Annotated in this window: 15 protein-coding genes and 1 riboswitch; of the genes, 8 read left to right on the forward strand and 7 right to left on the reverse strand. The window is 62.2% G+C overall.

From position 1 onward, the window contains the following. Positions 1–73: 73 nt before the first annotated feature. Both CIW50_RS11510 and CIW50_RS11515 read left to right on the forward strand, forming a co-directional pair. Entirely contained in the window at positions 74–895 is an 822-nt protein-coding gene (locus tag CIW50_RS11510; protein ID WP_149531338.1) for an FAD binding domain-containing protein, read from the forward strand. Next, positions 892–3,498, forward strand: a complete 2,607-nt coding sequence (locus CIW50_RS11515) for a molybdopterin-dependent oxidoreductase (RefSeq protein WP_149531339.1) — start codon at positions 892–894, stop codon at positions 3,496–3,498. Before CIW50_RS11510 ends, CIW50_RS11515 begins: the two co-directional genes overlap by 4 nt. A gap of 217 nt (positions 3,499–3,715) precedes the next feature. On the opposite strand, the gene pucL is transcribed toward CIW50_RS11515, so the two are convergent. Continuing rightward, a complete protein-coding gene (gene pucL / locus CIW50_RS11520; protein WP_149531340.1) occupies positions 3,716–4,555 on the reverse strand; it encodes a factor-independent urate hydroxylase in 840 nt (279 codons plus the stop codon). 204 nt (positions 4,556–4,759) lie between these two features. Between pucL and CIW50_RS11525 the strand changes: the two genes are divergently transcribed. Next, entirely contained in the window at positions 4,760–6,154 is a 1,395-nt protein-coding gene (locus tag CIW50_RS11525; protein ID WP_149531341.1) for a nucleobase:cation symporter-2 family protein, read from the forward strand. 50 nt (positions 6,155–6,204) lie between these two features. Here the strand turns inward: CIW50_RS11525 and CIW50_RS11530 are convergent, their stop codons facing one another. From CIW50_RS11530 to CIW50_RS11555, 6 genes are all read right to left on the reverse strand, one after another. Beyond that, positions 6,205–6,978 carry a substrate-binding domain-containing protein gene (locus tag CIW50_RS11530; RefSeq protein ID WP_149531342.1) on the reverse strand — a complete coding sequence of 258 codons (774 nt, stop codon included), beginning with the start codon at positions 6,976–6,978 and terminating at the stop codon, positions 6,205–6,207. 72 nt (positions 6,979–7,050) lie between these two features. Next, complete coding sequence (uraD, locus tag CIW50_RS11535; protein ID WP_149531343.1) at positions 7,051–7,938, reverse strand: 2-oxo-4-hydroxy-4-carboxy-5-ureidoimidazoline decarboxylase; 888 nt, start codon at positions 7,936–7,938, stop codon at positions 7,051–7,053. A 24-nt stretch (positions 7,939–7,962) separates the two neighbouring features. Continuing rightward, positions 7,963–8,898, reverse strand: coding sequence for an allantoinase PuuE (gene puuE, locus CIW50_RS11540; protein WP_149531344.1), 936 nt, complete (start codon positions 8,896–8,898; stop codon positions 7,963–7,965). Next, complete coding sequence (locus tag CIW50_RS11545; protein WP_149531345.1) at positions 8,898–9,311, reverse strand: DUF3830 family protein; 414 nt, start codon at positions 9,309–9,311, stop codon at positions 8,898–8,900. Before CIW50_RS11545 ends, puuE begins: the two co-directional genes overlap by 1 nt. Positions 9,312–10,177: 866 nt before the next feature. Beyond that, positions 10,178–10,441, reverse strand: a complete 264-nt coding sequence (locus tag CIW50_RS11550) for a hypothetical protein (protein WP_149531346.1) — start codon at positions 10,439–10,441, stop codon at positions 10,178–10,180. Between the two features lie 141 nt (positions 10,442–10,582). Continuing rightward, a complete protein-coding gene (locus CIW50_RS11555; RefSeq protein ID WP_149531347.1) occupies positions 10,583–10,825 on the reverse strand; it encodes a hypothetical protein in 243 nt (80 codons plus the stop codon). A 136-nt stretch (positions 10,826–10,961) separates the two neighbouring features. Here CIW50_RS11555 and CIW50_RS11560 point away from each other — a divergent pair, with 136 nt between their 5' ends. From CIW50_RS11560 to CIW50_RS11580, 5 genes are all read left to right on the forward strand, one after another. After that, positions 10,962–12,257 carry an O-acetylhomoserine aminocarboxypropyltransferase gene (locus tag CIW50_RS11560; protein ID WP_149531348.1) on the forward strand — a complete coding sequence of 432 codons (1,296 nt, stop codon included), beginning with the start codon at positions 10,962–10,964 and terminating at the stop codon, positions 12,255–12,257. Between the two features lie 3 nt (positions 12,258–12,260). Continuing rightward, positions 12,261–13,049 (forward strand): alpha/beta fold hydrolase, encoded by a 789-nt coding sequence (locus CIW50_RS11565; RefSeq protein WP_149531349.1) that lies wholly within the window; start codon positions 12,261–12,263, stop codon positions 13,047–13,049. A 46-nt stretch (positions 13,050–13,095) separates the two neighbouring features. After that, positions 13,096–13,299, forward strand: a riboswitch (cobalamin riboswitch). A gap of 32 nt (positions 13,300–13,331) precedes the next feature. After that, positions 13,332–15,317, forward strand: coding sequence for a TonB-dependent receptor (locus CIW50_RS11570; RefSeq protein ID WP_149531350.1), 1,986 nt, complete (start codon positions 13,332–13,334; stop codon positions 15,315–15,317). After that, positions 15,311–16,336 (forward strand): FecCD family ABC transporter permease, encoded by a 1,026-nt coding sequence (locus CIW50_RS11575; RefSeq protein ID WP_149531351.1) that lies wholly within the window; start codon positions 15,311–15,313, stop codon positions 16,334–16,336. Before CIW50_RS11570 ends, CIW50_RS11575 begins: the two co-directional genes overlap by 7 nt. Continuing rightward, positions 16,333–17,115, forward strand: coding sequence for an ABC transporter ATP-binding protein (locus CIW50_RS11580; RefSeq protein WP_149531352.1), 783 nt, complete (start codon positions 16,333–16,335; stop codon positions 17,113–17,115). Before CIW50_RS11575 ends, CIW50_RS11580 begins: the two co-directional genes overlap by 4 nt. The last annotated feature ends 4 nt before the right edge of the window (positions 17,116–17,119 follow it).

Consider the following 17,119-nt stretch of genomic DNA (forward strand, 5'->3'; position numbering starts at 1 on the left):
ACTTGGCGTCGGTCTTGCAAGGTTCACAATCATACTTCAAGGGGTCATTGCCGAGTGAAAGTATAACCGCCCTATGGACCTGAATACGATCACGTCCGTCGCCCGCCCGCAGACGCGGGAACAGCTACCGACATGGAGTGCCGGAGATGCATGGCTCGCCGGAGGCACTTGGCTTTTCTCCGAACCGCAGACACACCTGACGCGGCTGATCGACCTCACCGATCTCAAATGGCCGGCCCTCACCGTCACCGAGAGTGAATTACAGATCGCCGCGACCTGCACAGTGGCACAACTCGATGCGCTGCCCTGCCCGCCCGACTGGATCGCATCGCCTCTGATCAATCAATGTTGCCGCGCTTTCCTCGCGTCTTTCAAGATCTGGAAGACCGCGACTGTCGGCGGCAATCTCTGCATGTCACTGCCCGCCGGTCCGATGATCGCGCTCACCGCCGCGCTCGATGGCCGCTGCACGATCTGGAAGGCGGATGGCAGCGTAGACACGATCGATGTCGTGGACTTCGTCACCGGCAATCAAAGCAATGTGCTGCACTCAGGCGATCTCCTGCGCAGCATTGCCATTCCGCTTGCAGCCTTCAAACGACGCACTGCATTTCGGCAGATCTCGCTGACACCGGTCGGGCGATCGGCTGCGCTGCTGATAGGAAGCCTTGATGAGGATGGCTGGCGGCTGACGATCACGGCATCGACGAAGCGTCCTGTCCGCATCGCGCTCCCAACACTACCCGATGTCGACACGCTCGAAGAAGCGATCCTCGATCAGATCCCCGACAATCTCTATCACGACGACGTTCACGGCAAGCCGGCATGGCGCAAGCAGATGACGCTGCGGCTCGCGGAAGAAATCCGTGCCGAGCTGCAGGGCTTTAGGCCATGAGTTTCGAGATCAACGGCCACAGCTTTTCGCAGCAGCCGCAAGCCGGCCAATGCCTACGCACCTTCCTGCGCGAGCTCGGCCATTTCGGCGTCAAGAAAGGCTGCGACGCCGGCGACTGCGGTGCCTGCACCGTGTTGCTCGATGGCGAGCCCGTGCATTCCTGCATCATCCCGGCCTTCCGCGCCGACGGGCATGCCGTCACCACCATCGAAGGTCTCGCCTCCGAAGGCGGCATCCATCCGATGCAGCAGGCGTTCCTGGACGCACAGGGCTTCCAGTGCGGCTTCTGCACATCCGGCATGATCGTGACCTGCGCATCGCTCAATCAGGCACAGCGCGCCGATCTTGGAGCGTCGTTGAAGGGAAATCTGTGTCGCTGCACAGGCTATCGCGCGATCGAGGACGCACTCGATGGCAAAATCAACATCGAGGATGCCGAGCCCGGCACTGCATTCGGCCGCAGCATATCAGCGCCCGCCGCTCCACAGATCGTGACAGGCAAGGCGCGCTATACATTCGACGTCGCCATGGACGGCTTGCTGCATATCAAGATGCTGCGTTCACCGCATCCGCATGCCCGCATCGTATCGATCGACACGTCGGCAGCACGGGCGATGCCGGGTGTCCATGCGGTACTGACCCACGCGGATACGCCGGCCACGCTGTTCTCGACCGCGCGCCACGAGGTCGATGCGATGGACCCGGAGGATACACGGATCCTCGACGACGTCGTACGCTTTATCGGCCAGAAAATCGCCGCCGTGGTCGCGGACAGCGAAGCCATCGCGGAAGAAGCCTGCCGCCGCATCGGCGTCGTCTATGACATCCTGCCGGCGGTATTCGATCCCGCCGCCGCCATTGCGCCGGGCGCTCCGGTCATTCACCCCGACAAGACGCCGGTGCATCGCGTCAGCAATGCTATCAGAAACATTATCGCCGAAACGCACGGCGAATTCGGCGATGTCGCAGCGGCGTTGGCGGCGTCGGCCGTCACCTATGAGGGCACCTTCACGACGCAACGCGTGCAGCACGGCCATCTCGAGACCCATGGCGGCATGGCCTGGCTCGATGCAGACGGCATCCTCAATATTCGCTCGAGCACGCAGACGCCATTCCTGACACGCCGCGCGCTGGCTCAGCTTTATGACCTTCCCTCCGACAAGGTCCGCGTGTTCTGCGAACGCGTCGGCGGAGGGTTCGGTGGCAAGCAGGAGATGTTCGTCGAGGACATTCTCGCGCTGGCCGCGCTCAAGACCGGCCGCCCGGTGAAATGGGAACTGACCCGCGAGGAGCAATTCATCGCCACATCGACGCGGCATCCGATGCGCGTCACGGTCAAGGCCGGAGCCGACAAGCACGGCAAGCTCACCGCATTGCAGCTCGACGTGCTCTCCAACACCGGCGCCTATGGCAATCACGCCGGCCCGGTGCTGTTTCATGCCTGCGGTGAGTCGCTCGGCGTCTATAACTGCGCCAACAAGAAGGTCGATGCCGTGGTTGCCTATACCAACACGGTGCCGGCCGGTGCGTTTCGGGGCTACGGCTTGCCGCAAACGCTGTTCGCGGTGGAAGCGGCCATCGACAATCTCGCCGCGCAGCTCGGCATCAGCCCGTATGATTTCCGCCGGAACAACGTGATCAAGCCCCGCGATCCCATGCTGTCGCCCGCCGGCACGCATTATGACGATGTGCTGATCGGAAGTTACGGTCTCGACCAGTGCCTCGATCTGGTCGAGCAAGCGATGCAGGTCGAAACCAAACACGATCTCGATGACGACTGGCTGATCGGCGACGGCATCGCGCTCACCATGATCGACACCGTGCCGCCGCAGGGCCATATCGCCGAAGTCGTCATCGCCAGACGCGACGACGGCGACTACGATCTCACGGTCGGCACCGCCGAATTCGGCAATGGCACCGCGACGGTGCATCGGCAGATCGCGGCTACGACACTTGGCTGCACTGTCGAGCAGATTCATCTGCGCCAGTCCGATACGCGGAACGGCGGTCACGACACCGGTGCCTATGGCAGCGCCGGTACATTCGTCGCCGGCAAAGCCACCCATGATGCCGCGCAACGGCTGGTAGCAGCGATGAAGGCGGACAGCAACGCGCGCAGCGCCACCGGAACGTCGGGCGGCACCCCGCGTTCGGTCGCCTTCAACGTCCAGGGATTTCGCGTGGCGGTGAACAAGGGCACCGGCGCGATCAAGGTTCTCAAGAGCGTGCAGGCAGCGGATGCCGGCGCAGTCGCCAATCCGATGCAGCTCCGCGGCCAGATCGAAGGCGGCGTCGCGCAATCGCTGGGGGCCACGCTGTATGAGGAGATGGTGATCGATGACAAGGGACGCGTCGTCAATCCGAAATTCCGCGACTATCATCTGCCGTCATTCGCGGACGTGCCGCGCACCGACGTGTATTTCGCCGACACCTATGATGCGATCGGACCATTGGGTGCGAAGTCGATGAGCGAAAGCCCCTACAATCCGGTTGCGGCCGCCTTGGGCAACGCGCTGTTCGATGCCACCGGGATTCGTTTTACGCAGGTGCCGTTCAAGCCGGACAGAATTTTTCCGGAACTGCAGAAGAAGTTTGGGAAGTAGTTAGGACGATACCGCCAATGAAATCCCTCCCCCCACGCGAAGCGGAGCTTCGCTAGGCGGGGAGGGTCGGCCGATAGGCCGGGGTGGCGGTGCTACACGTGACGTCACGTTTGTGGAAGCACCCCACCCTTCTGGTTTTCGGCCAATCACCCATGGCGGACGAATTCGTCCGCCAGACCCCGCTGCGCGGCTTCGCCGCTTGAGGGAGGGAGAAGAGCTACCCCCGCCCCACCGTGCATTCGATCTGCCCGTGCGGCTCGTCGGTCGGCAGGAACACGTCGTTGTTGTTATCGAGACCGAAAGCCGAGAGATTCATAGGGATGTAGTGGATGTTCGGGCAGGCCATGCTGATCTCGGAAATCTCCGGCACAGCAGCCAGCGCCTTCTCACCCATGCGGTACAGGCTGTTCTGCACGCTCGGACTATAGGTCGTCGCGAATTCCTTCAGCAGGATATCGAGGATATTCGCATTGGTCGCGGGATAGCTGGCGGGCTTGCCGGACCATGTCCATGACGCCACCATCGATGTCGCGCAGATGCGGTCATCGGTCGGTTGGATCGTGGAATACTTGTCGGTGTAGTAGTTCTCCCAACCGGACTGCGTCGACTTCATGAAGGTGAAGTTGTCGAGGCCGGAGCTCATGGTCATGCCGCCACGCGTGGCATGAATCTCGACGGTCGGCTTGCCGTTGCTGTCGAGCAGGAATGCGTGCGGGTGCAGTTCACCGTCGACGGCCAGCCGCGCCCACTTGGTCTCATGCGCAGTGATGCTCACGGAACTCGCCTGCGGATACAGGTCGAGATAGCGTTTCGCCAGCACCTGGCAGAACTCCTCCGTCGACAGCGCCGTATTCTCGCGCGCCACCACATTGACGATGTTCTTGATCGTGTCCGTGGAGGTCGAGGTGGAGTTGTCGGCGTCGGTATAGGCCCGGCCGAAATCGCCTTCCAGCATCGCCTTGATGCTGAGCTGGCTAACTTCCTGCTTGTCGCCGTCGCGATGGATCCGCATGATGCGGACACGGCCTTTTCCATATCTGTTCTTGATGAGCGGCACGCGCGACCTCCAGTCTGTGTTGGCGTCCAGGAAACTCCGGTCGCCGGGCAATATATTTCAGCAATGCTCAACGTTGAGCAACCTTCGTGCCACCGGTCACCACACCACGGGGGCGAAATGGCTTTCAGCGGCGTCTGGCACGGGGTTTGTATCTGACGATCATATTGCCACGATATTTCATCACCTAAGCAAGGGGCTAGATCAATGACAGTGAGCGTCCATCCCGTCGACGAGATGCTACCGACGCCGCGCCTGCTCGCGCTCGGCCTGCAGCACGTTCTGGTCATGTATGCCGGCGCGGTCGCGGTACCGCTCATTATCGGCCGCGCCCTGAAGCTGCCGCCGCAGGACGTCGCCTTCCTGATCTCCGCCGACCTGTTCGCCTGCGGCCTTGCGACTTTGGTCCAGTGTATCGGCTTTCCCGGCGTCGGCATCCGCCTGCCGGTCATGATGGGCGTCACCTTCGCCTCGGTCGGCCCGATGCTGTCGATGGCCGCCGCCCCCGATATCGGCCTGCTCGGCATCTATGGCTCGGTCATTGCTGCCGGAATCTTCGGCATCATTGTCGCGCCTTTCATCAGCCGGTTGCTGCCGCTGTTTCCCCCGGTGGTCACCGGCACCATCATCATGGTGATCGGCATCTCCCTGATGCGCGTCGGCATCAACTGGGCGGGTGGCGGAATACCCACCTTCACCAAGATGATCGATGGCGTTCCGCACAGCTTCCCCAATCCCGGCTACGGCCAGTTGCAGGGCCTCGGCATCGCGCTGTTCGTGCTGGTCGTGATCCTCGCGCTGATCAAATGGGGCACCGGCTTCCTGGCCAACGTCTCGGTGCTGCTCGGGATCATTGCCGGCGCTATCCTCGCCAGCCTGCTCGGCGTGATGCATTTCGACAAGGTCGGCACTGCGGGCTGGGTCGACATCGTGCTGCCGTTCCATTTCGGCATGCCGCAATTCCATCTCGTCCCGATCGTCACCATGTGCATCGTGATGATCGTGGTGATGATCGAGTCCCTCGGGATGTTCCTGGCGCTCGGCGAAATGACCGACAGGAAAGTCGACAGGGACGCACTGACCAAGGGCCTGCGCGCCGACGGCGTCGGCACGTTCCTCGGCGGCATCTTCAACACCTTCCCCTATACGTCGTTCTCGCAGAATGTCGGCCTTGTCGGGGTCACCGGCGTGCGCTCGCGCTGGGTGACCATCGCCGGCGGCGGCATCATGCTCGTCCTCGGCCTGCTGCCGAAGATGGCCGCGCTGGTGGAATCCGTGCCGCAGGTGGTGCTCGGCGGCGCCGGCCTCGTGATGTTCGGCATGGTCGCTGCGACCGGCGCCCGCATCCTCACCGCGGTCGATTTCAAGACCAACCAGCGCAACCTGTTCGTGGTCGCCATCTCGGTCGGCTTCGGCATGATCCCGCTGGTGTCGCCGAACTTCTTCAAGGCGCTGCCGCACGACCTGCATCCGCTGCTGGAGTCAGGCATCCTGCTTTGCGCGCTGGTGGCGGTGATCCTGAACGCGTTCTTCAATGGCGTCAGCAGTGCCGAGACCGCAAAAGCCGAAGCGGCGGGCGTGGCTGCGGCTGCGACGCACTAAGTTAGCTCTGTCCCTCTCCTCGCCTGCGGGGAGAGGATAGCGAGCCTGCGTTACTTCACCTTCGGTTCGAGCCCGCTGGCCACGATCACCGGCGCGGCCTGCTTCGACGAGAGAAACGCAATCAGCGCCTTGCCCGCATCGGGCTGCGGTGCATTGCTCGCGAGCCCCGCAGAGAACACGGTGATCTTCTGCAGCTCCGCCGGCAGCGGGCCGACGATCTCGATGCCCTTGACCGGCTTCAATTCGCTGATCTGTTGAAAGCCGATCTCGGCCTCGCCCCGGGCGACAATCTCACCCACCGGCGTCGCCGGGATCTTGCGCGCCTTGTCCTTCATGGCGTCGGCAATGCCGAGCTTCTCGAACATCTCCTTGCTGACATAGACGCCGCTAGCGCTGTCCGAATAGGCCACGGTCTTCGTCTTCAGCAGTGCAACCTTCAGCGTATCCGCCGAGGACAGGTCCGGCTTCGGCGCGCCCTCCTTCACGGCCACGCCAATCGGCGAATCCGCGAGATCGACACGGCTGTCGGCGACCACCTTGCCCTTGCTGACGAGATCACCAAGCGCATAGCCGACCATGATCAGCACATCGGCCGGTTCGCCGCGCGCGAGTCGCATCGGGATTGCCTGTGGCGTCTCGCCCATCGACGGCCCATAGGCCGTGACGACCGTGTTACCCGTCGCCTTCTCGAATTGCGGCACCAGTTCCTTGTAGGCCGCCGTGAAACCGCCGGAGATCATGACATGGACCTCCGAGGCGATGGCACCGACCGTGGTGATGGACGTGAGTGCCGCGACCAGCAGCAGGCGATTGATGCCACGCATGACGTTCTCCCTGATTTTTTGTTTTGTGATGAGGCGACCTGTTTGGGTCGAATGTAGGATCGGCCGACTTTCTCAGCTCCCGCGATACGTCCCATAACTCCACGGCGTCACCAGCAGCGGCACGTGGAGATGGCCTTCGGGCTCATAGACCGAGAAGCGCAGCGGAATCTCGTCGAGGAACGGCGGATCGGACATCGCCACGCCTCGCTCCTTGAAATAGCTGCCGACCTTGAAGGTCAGTTCATAGCGTCCGGTCGGCACCGGGCGCCCGCCGATCAGCGGCACATCGGTGCGGCCGTCGTGATTGGTCAGCGTGCGCGCAATCACGCGGCTGGCGCCGAGATCGGACAGCTCGACCAGTTCGATCGAAATCCCGGCTGCGGGCTTTCCGCTATGGGTATCCAGCACATGGGTCGAGAGCCGGCCATGCACCTGCAGGCGTTCCGGCCCGTCGATCAAAAGGTCGGTGCGCAGCGCCGCGATCTTGCAGATCTCGGCGACCGAAGCCGCGACCTCGGCCGCCGGATCGTTCGGCAGCCGCTTCTCGAAATCCGCGAGGATTGAATCCTTGGTGTGGCGGCGGACACAGACGATGTAGGGGAAGCCGAATTTTGCGCGGTAGGCAGTGTTGACGCGATCGAAGGCGGCGTACTCGGCCTCCGACAGCCGATCCAGGCCGACGCTGTTCTGTTCGGCATTGGATTCAGCCGTCAGGAGATCGCCGCGTTGCGTCTTGTCGGCGAGATCCGGGTGCGCCTTGATCAGCGCCAGTCGCTGGCTCGACGCCGCCTCCTCCACCACTTTGCGCATCGCGGCGAACAACTGCTTCACGCCCGCGAATGGCCGACCGTCCGCGGCCTTCTCCGCGATCCACGGCGAATACTCGAAGATATTCGCCAGCGCTGCGACGAAATCCGCTTTGCTGCAGGCGTTGAGTTCGTCGAGCGTCTTCTCTGTCATGACAGGGCTTATCCCAATCCAGGTCTATCCGATGGCGCGGGCGTCGGCGGCAAGATGTTTCAGATTGGCGTGCCAGTGCTCGGCGATATCAAGGCGCGTCGGCACCCAGACGCGCTCGTGGCTCGCGATGTAATCGAGGAACCGCATCAGCGACGCCGCACGGCCAGGACGACCGACGACGCGGCAATGCAGGCCCACGGTCATCATCTTCGGCGACGTCGCGCCTTCCGCATACAACACATCGAACGAATCCTTCAGGTAAGTGAAGAACTCGTCGCCACCACCAAAACCCTGCGGATTGACGAAGCGCATGTCATTGGCATCGAGCGTATAGGGAATGATGAGCTGCGGTTCGCTGGGTCCCCTGATCCAGTAAGGCAGATCGTCGGCGTAGGAGTCGCACAGATACTTGAAGCCGCCTGCTTCCATCAGCAGGCGAATGGTGTTGATCGAACTGCGGCCGGTGTACCAACCGGTCGGGCGCGCACCCGTGGCCTCGGTATGCACGCGGATCGCCTCGGCAATCTCGAAGCGCTCCTCGGGCTCCGACATGTCCTTGTGCTCGATCCACTTCAGACTGTGGCTGGCGATATCCCACTTCGCCTCCTGCATCGCCGCGACGATTTCAGGATTGCGCTGCAGGGCTGTCGCCACGCCGAACACCGTGGTCGGCATGTTGCGTTCGGTGAACATCCGCCACAACCGCCAGAAGCCGGCGCGCGAGCCATATTCGAACATGGATTCGATATTGGCGTGGCGCTGGCCCGGCCAGGGCTGCGCGCCCAGTACATCCGAAAGGAACGCTTCCGAGGCACGGTCGCCATGCAGGATGTTGTTCTCGCCGCCTTCCTCGAAATTGACCACGAACTGCACGGCGACGCGGGCGCCGGCCGGCCATTTCGGATCGGGCGGATTGCGGCCGTAGCCGCGGAGATCCCGGGGATACTGGCCTGAGGTCATCACACCATCTCGAAACGGACGGGTTGCGCACCCTTCCAGAGCACGGTCTTGCCCATCTCTTTGAGGTTTTCGAGGTTCGAGGTCAGCGTGATGAAGTGGTTGCCCGCAAGCTGGCCCATCTTGCTGGCGAAATGCACGCCGCTATAGGCCAGCAGGATCTCGGTCTCGCTGATGCCGCCCGGATAGAGGATGATGTGGCCCGGCGCGGGAAAGCTGGTGTGGTTCTCATAGGGCACGCCGAAATCGAGATCGCCGAGCGGCATCCAGACGCCCTCGCCGCTCCAGCGCACATGGATCGCCTGGCTGACAAATGGCATCGCCTTCTTGAAGGCGGCGACGGTCTTCGGAGCGTCCTTGTCCTCGAATTTCGCGTCGAAGGTGAAGTCGCCGACATGGACTTTAAGCTGGCTCATCCGTGGGATCTCATAAATTGGGGGACTGACAGTGATCCATCCAGATTGCAGCAGGGGGCGAAAGAAGCAAGCCGCAGTTTTTGGCGGTCCAACACCGTCATTCCGGGACGCGTAAAAGCGGCGCAGCCGCTGAAATGCGAACCCGGGAATCCCGATATGTTTGGCACGGTCGGAGATTCCGATGCCGAGATTCCGGATTCGCGTCCGGCAAGTGCCGGCCACGCCCCGGAATGACGAGTGTGGGGCGGAAACACGGCATTAAAACATTTTTTCCTATCTCTCATTGACAGTATCCCTTCTTTGATTATATTCCCCTCCGTCCTGCCCCACCGAGAGGGGCGATCGCGATCGTCACGTTCGCGGGGTGGGATGCGGTGGCGCCGGAGATGCGGCGTCACGCGGTTCATGGGTGACGTCTGTCTTCGGGCAGGACGGATCTGCGCCAGCACTGCCACTGGCAAGGAGACGGCCGGCCTTCGGATCGACAAACCTCTGGACAGTGTGACGGACGACTTCATCCGAGGCGTCCGGTTCTTGGCTGCGCTAATCCGACCTCATCGCAATGGGGTCTAATAATGATGGGTCTGAGGGTTCATCTGGAAAGCCGGGCACCCCGTCAAACACCGCGTGCGGAACGCTGGGCACTTGCCCTGCGCGTCCGAAAGTCCTGATGCATTATCCTTGCGGAAGACCGCATCGCATCAGGCCCAAGGGTGCAACGGGCACCCGGCGTTCCGCACGCCCTCTTTTCGGAGAGGGTCGAAGGAATGCTCATAGCTCGGACGCGCAAGCGCCGCGAGAATGCGAGCGCATGTCGTCAAAGCAGCCGCTGTTTGAAATTTGAATCCTGCAATAATGCGCTGCCGCTACCGCTCATCACTCAGCGGTGGCTTGAACGTCGTCGGCGCTTCTGTCGCACGCTGCCTCGCGCGATCGAGGGCCTGTGCAAAATCCTGCGCATCGAACCATGGCTCATCGCGCATCAAGGCATCCAGATCCTCGTTCCAGATCTGCGACACCTCGATATCGAACTTCATGTTGTGCTTCTGGCTGACAGCCTGAATTCCGTAACCGGTAACGGCCCATTGTTTACCGAGCCAAAACACATCCCGATGCAGCACCACGTCCACGCCCATTCTCGTCCGGTATCGTACAGAGACGAAAAGAACCCCAACCCGATGAGGGTGAGGTTCTCAGAACCGGTCTAGTCCATCAAATTTTATCTATGCCGTCCAGCGCTGGCGACAACACCGAATTGGATCGCGTCATTATCAGATGCGACCGTTCTGGTTCGGCGAATGTTGCTGTTGCGCCTTCTGCGCACGCTCGGCATCCGCCTTGTTTGCCTCGTGGTGTCCGATCACGCAACCTGCAACGACGCCGACCTTGCCATGTCCTGCATAGTGGCCCGCGATTCCGCCAATGATGGCGCCTTTGATACAGCCTTTCGCCTCGGCCGCAACCGATGAAAACGCGAGAGTCGCAACCGCAGTGCAAAGCAGCAATTTCTTCATGACGAATCTCCGCGTGATTGACGTCTTACAAGTCGCCTCTACGCATTTCGTTCCGTGAGTTGAAATATCGCCGACTCACAGTCGCATGCGATTCGTGCCATAGATGTCGCAAATCGCGCCCAGGGATGAACCGACCATGCCAGCACCAAAACCGCCCGCTTTCGAAACGCTGAGTCTGCATGCGGGCCAGCATCCGGATGCTGTGACCGGCGCGCGCGCCGTGCCGATCTACCAGACCACGTCCTATGTGTTCCAGGACTCGGACCATGCCGCCGCCCTGTTCAACCTCGAACGCGCCGGCCACATCTATACGCGCATTTCCAATCCGACGACGGCGGTGCTCGAGGAACGTCTCGCTGCGCTCGAGAACGGCGTCGGCGCGGTGTGCACTGCATCAGGAATGGCGGCACTGCATCTTGCGATCGCGACGCTGCTCGGTGCCGGCGATCACATCGTGGCATCGTCCTCGCTCTATGGCGGCACTATCAATCTTCTGGCGCACACGCTGCCACGCTTCGGCATCACCACGACATTCGTCAAGCCGCGCGATCTCGCGGCCTTCAAGGCGGCGATCAAGCCGAACACCAGACTGATGATCGGCGAGACCATCGGCAACCCCGGCCTCGAAGTGCTCGACATTCCCGCCGTCGCCGACATCGCCCATGCCGCAAAGATTCCGCTGCTGATCGACAACACCTTCGCGACACCGTACCTGTCGCGGCCGATCGAGCTCGGCGCTGACATCGTGATGAACTCGGCCACCAAATGGATCGGCGGCCACGGCATCGCCATCGGCGGCGTCATCGTCGATGGCGGCCGCTTCGACTGGCACGCCTCTGGAAAATTTCCGGTGTTGACCGAACCCTATGCCGGCTATCACGGCATCGTCTTCGACGAACAGTTCGGCAAGGCCGCCTTCATCATGCGCGCCCGCACCGAAGGCCTGCGCGATTTCGGCGCCTGCCTCTCGCCGACCAATGCGTTCCAGCTGCTGCAAGGCGTCGAGACGCTGGGCATTCGCATGGAACGCCATGTGGCCAATACACATGCGGTGCTCGCAGCGCTCACCGCAAACAAGGCGGTCGACTGGGTGCTGCATCCGTCGCTGGAGAATCACCCGGACTACGAACTGGCGAAGCGCCTGCTGCCGCGCGGCGCCGGCTCCATCGTCTCCTTCGGTATCAAGGGCGGCCGCAATGCCGGTCGCAAGTTCATCGAGGCGCTGAAGCTCACCAGTCATCTCGCCAATGTCGGCGACGCCAAGACGCTGGTCATTCATCCCGGAAGCACCACGCATCAGCAGATGGACGCCGAGCAACTCAAGGCCGCGGGCATCGGTGAGGAGTTGATCCGCCTCTCCGTCGGTATCGAAGCCGCCGATGACATCATCGATGACCTCGCGCAGGCGCTGCGCATCTCGCAGAAGGGCTGAGCGATGCAACTCACCGTCAATGGCCACGAGACCTATATCGCGAATGGCGGCCGCACGTTCGATCCCTCCCTGCCAGTGGTCGTGATGATCCACGGTGCCGGCTTCGATCATTCGACCTGGGCGCTGCATACGCGCTGGTTTGCGCATCACGGTTTTGCCGTGCTGGCACCGGATCTGCCTGGCCATGGTCGCTCACAAGGCGAAGCGCTCACCACCATTGCCGACCTCGCCGACTGGACAGCCGCGCTGATCGATGCCGCGGGCGCAAAGACTGCGCGATTGATCGGCCATTCCATGGGCTCGCTGATCGCGCTGGAAACCGCGGCACGCCATCCCGGTAAAGTCACCCGCCTCGATCTGATGGGTACGGCAGGAACGATGACCGTCGGCCCGGATCTGCTCAAGGACGCCGAAGCCAATCAGCACGCCGCCATCGACATGGTGTCGATCTGGGGGCTCGGCTTTCGCGCCGAACTTGGCGGCAGCCTCGCGCCGGGGTTGTGGATGCATAGCGGCGCACAGCGCGTGCTCGAGGCGACGAAGCCCGGTGTGCTGTTCGCCGATCTCAACGCCTGCAATACATACCAGAATGCGCTGACTGCTGCGGGCCAGCTTGATATCCCTGTCACGCTCATCCTCGGCGAGCGGGACATGATGACTCCCGCCAAAGCCGGCAAGGTCTTGGGAGCAGCATTGAAAAACGCGCGCACGGTGATTCTGCCCGGTACAGGCCACATGATGATGGTCGAACGCCCCGACGACGTGCTCGCCGCGCTACAGGTGGAGCAATAGAGTCTGGAACGCGGCGATGGCTGTTGCACCGCGCTGCGTGCTGTGCTTCCTGTCTGTCGTTATCGGTGCCTCCGCGAGGAGGTGAAACGGGAATGCGGTGCGGGGAGATATCCCCTATGCCGCGGCTGCCCCCGCAACTGTAAGCGGCCATTCCGGGTCCACAAAGCCACTGACCTTGCTCTGCAAGCTCGGGAAGGCGGACCGGGAGACCACCGCGAGCCAGGAGACCGGCCGGTAACGAGTTTCACACTCGTTCGACGGTGGGTCGACGGAAGGGGTTAAATGACTATCCGGAATCTGGCTGCAGGTACTGCAGCCGTTGTTGTTCTGTCTTGCTCTCACAACGCTGCGCATGCGCAGTCCCATGCCGAGCAACTCTCCGAAATCGTGGTGACGGCGGACAGAGCACCCGAACAACTCAATCGCACCGGCAGTTCGATCAGCGTCGTCTCAGGCGAGACCATCACGACCAGCAATCCCGGTTCGCTGGTCGATGCGCTGCGCACCGTGCCTGGCCTCGACATCAGCGAGACCGGTGGCCCCGGCTCCACAACCAACATCCGCATGCGCGGCGGCAATACCGGCCAGACGCTGGTGATGATCGACGGTATCCGTATTAACGATCCAACCGCGGCGAGCGGCGATTATGATTTCACAATGTTTGCCCCAAGTTCGATCGATCGTATCGAAGTGCTGAAGGGGCCACAGAGCGCGCTGTACGGCTCCGACGCCATGACCGGCGTCATCAACATTATCACCAAGAAGGGCTCCGGCCCGGCGCAATTCAACATCCGCACCGAGGGCGGCAGTTATGGCACCGCCTCGACCAGCGGATCGCTGACCGGCTCGCAGGGACCATGGTCCTACGCCTTTACCGGCAGCGGTCAGCACAGCAACGGCTTCTCGCGCTTCGGCTATCGTATTCCGGCGTTGGAGGCGAAGTATCCCAATCTCGAGCGGGACGGATTCGATCGCATCGGCGGCTCGGCCCGGATCGGATATGATGTCGGTGACGTGAGGCTAGAAGCCGGTATCCTGTCGTCTTTCACGCGGTCCGCTTACGATGGCACTTACAGCGCGACGTCGAAGAGCCCACAGTTTCCCGACACGCCCAACAATGCCACACGTCAGCTTGACCAGGTGTGGGGGAAAGCGACGTTCGACACGCTCGGCGGCGTGCTGAACCACCAGATCAATGTTTTCGAAACTCATATCGAACGCACCTTCAACGAGACGACCTACACCACCAACACTCTGCCCGCGAATACAAAGGTCGTTTACTCGCAGTATCTCGCCAATAGCGTCGGCGCCGAATATCAAGGTACGCTGAAGCTGGGGCCACTGGGTACACTGGTCTATGGCACCAAGACACAGCACGAGACCGCGGACATCTCGCAGGCCGGCATTAAGCCGGCTAGTCCTCTAACGCCGCAGCTGGGTAAAGCACAGGATACGAATGCCCTGTTCGCGCTCTGGCAGTTGCCGATCGGCGAACGATTGAGCGTCACCTTGGGCGGCCGCGTTGACGACGTCGTGGACGTGGCGCGGTTCGAAACGTGGCGGGCGACAGCCGCTTACAACATCGCGGAGACGGGTACAAAGTTTCATGCCAGTGCCGGCACCGGCGCCAAGGCGCCGACGCTGTATCAACTCTACTCACCCGACAATGGTACTCGCACGCTCGTGCCGGAAGAGAGTTTTGGCTACGATGCTGGCATTGATCAGAGCTTCCTGAATGGTCGCGTGGTAATGTCCGTAACAGGATTCTCCAATACCTTCAGTAATCTCATTAATTTCGTCTCCCCCTCGGCAGCCACCCCTTGTACCGGCACACAGAGCGGTTGCTACGTCAACGTTGCCCGCGCGGAAACCAGCGGCCTCGAGGTCGGATCGACCATCGACATCCTGCCAGGACTGCTGAAATTCAACGCAGCCTACACCTACCTACACGCCATCGACCTTTCGAACGGCGCGATCCTGGCACGTCGTCCCAAGAACTTCGCCCGCTTCGCACTCACGATCACGCCGACCGACAAGTGGATGATCGAGCCGCGCATCACGACGGTGTCGAAGCGCTTCAGCAGTGCCAATCAGGTCGGTCAGGTCGATGCCTATACCCGCGTCGATCTCTATACCGAGTACAAGATCGATGCGAACTGGAAGGTCTTCGCCCGCGGCGAGAACATCCTGAATGAGCATTATCAGGAAGTGCTGAACTTCGGCACCACGGGACCTGCGGCCTACGCAGGCTTCAACGCCACATGGTGACCGCAGCGCCAGCAGCACGCCGCCGGACGATCGCGACCATCGCACTCGTCGGTCTCGTCACGCTGCTGGCACTGGGCTCGCTGGGTACGGGACCCGTCAAACTCTCGCCGCTGACGGTGCTCGATGCACTGTTCAGCGGCGGCAGCGACGTGCAGCAGATCATCGTGCGCGAAATCCGCCTGCCGCGCGCTATTCTCGCGCTGGCGATCGGTGCGATACTCGGCCTGTCCGGCGCCGCGCTGCAGGGCCTGCTGCGCAATCCCCTTGCCTCGCCATCGCTGTTCGGCGCGCCGCAATCTGCAGCCTTCGGTGCTGTGCTGATGATCTCGCTCGGCTGGGCCGATGTCCGCTCATGGGCTTTGCCGGTAGCCGGCATCACCATGGCATTCCTGTCGGTGTTCGTGCTGCTCGGTATCGCCGGTCGCAATGCCGGCCTGCTGTTGCTGATCCTCGCCGGTCTTGCGATCTCGAGTCTCGCAGGCGCCGCGACCGCACTGGTGATGAACCTGTCGCCAAATCCTTTCGCTGCACTGGAAATAGCTTTCTGGCTGCTTGGCTCACTGGAAGACCGCAGCTTCCGTCACGTCACGCTGGCGCTGCCGTTCATTGTCGCCGGCGCAATCCTCCTGATGAGCCAGCGCTCAGCTTTCCGTGCGCTCAGCCTTGGCGAAGAGACCGCGCAGAGCCTCGGCGTCAATGTGAGCCGTCTGCGCCTGCTGGTGATCCTCGGCGTCGCGCTCGGCGTTGGCGGCGCTGTCGCTGTCACCGGCACGATCGGCTTCATCGGCCTCATCGCACCGCATCTGATGCGCCCGATCATCGGCCACGATCCCGCGCGCCTGCTGATCCCGAGCGCGCTGACCGGCTCGGCGCTGTTGCTGGCTGCAGATATCGCGGTGCGCCTGATTCCATCGACCACCGACATCAAGGTCGGCGTGCTGACCTCGATCATCGGCGTGCCGTTCTTCCTCTATCTGATCATGCGCGAGCGTCGCGCCTTGGGCGGAGGCGTCGCATGAGTGATCAGGCGCTGCTGACGGCGAGCAATCTGAGCGTCACGCTCTCTGGCCGCCCTGTGCTGCACGACGTTTCGCTCTCGCTCAACCGCCAGCATCTCGTCGCGCTGGTCGGCCCGAACGGCGCCGGCAAGACGACGCTGCTGCGCGCGCTGGCGGGCTTACAACCCTCGTCAGGCACAATCCACGTCGCCGGCGATGCGCTGGCGTCCCTGCCGCTACGCGAGCGCGCAAAGCGTTTCGGTTATCTGCCGCAAGGCCATGTCGTGCACTGGCCGCTCGATGTGAAGGACGTCGTCGCCCTCGGCCGCTATCCGCATGGCGCGACCGATCCGGCGCGGCTGACATCATCGGACAAGGCCGCTGTCGCGCGCGCGATGCAGGCCACCGACATCGTCGCCTTTGCCGATCGCCGCGTCACCGAGCTTTCGGGCGGCGAACGCAGCCGCGTCGCATTGGCTCGCGTTCTCGCCGTCGAGGCACCGATCGTGCTGGCCGATGAGCCGACCGCGTCGCTCGATCCACGTTACCAGATCGACGTCATGAAAAACCTCCGCGATGTCGCCGACAGCGGCGTATTGGTGATTGTGGTCACACACGATCTCGGCCTCGCCGCGCGCTTCGCCGATACGGTGCTTGTGATGTCCAATGGACGCCTCGCCGCGCAGGGCTCGCCGCAACAGGCGCTGTCTGATGACATCGTCGCCAATGTCTTTCGCATCAGCGCCTATCGCGCCGAGCACCGGAATGAAACGATCATCCTGCCCTGGGCGGGAGTTTGAAGAA

Origin of the sequence: Tardiphaga sp. P9-11, from assembly GCF_008329525.1 — a bacterium.
Lineage (GTDB): Bacteria > Pseudomonadota > Alphaproteobacteria > Rhizobiales > Xanthobacteraceae > Tardiphaga.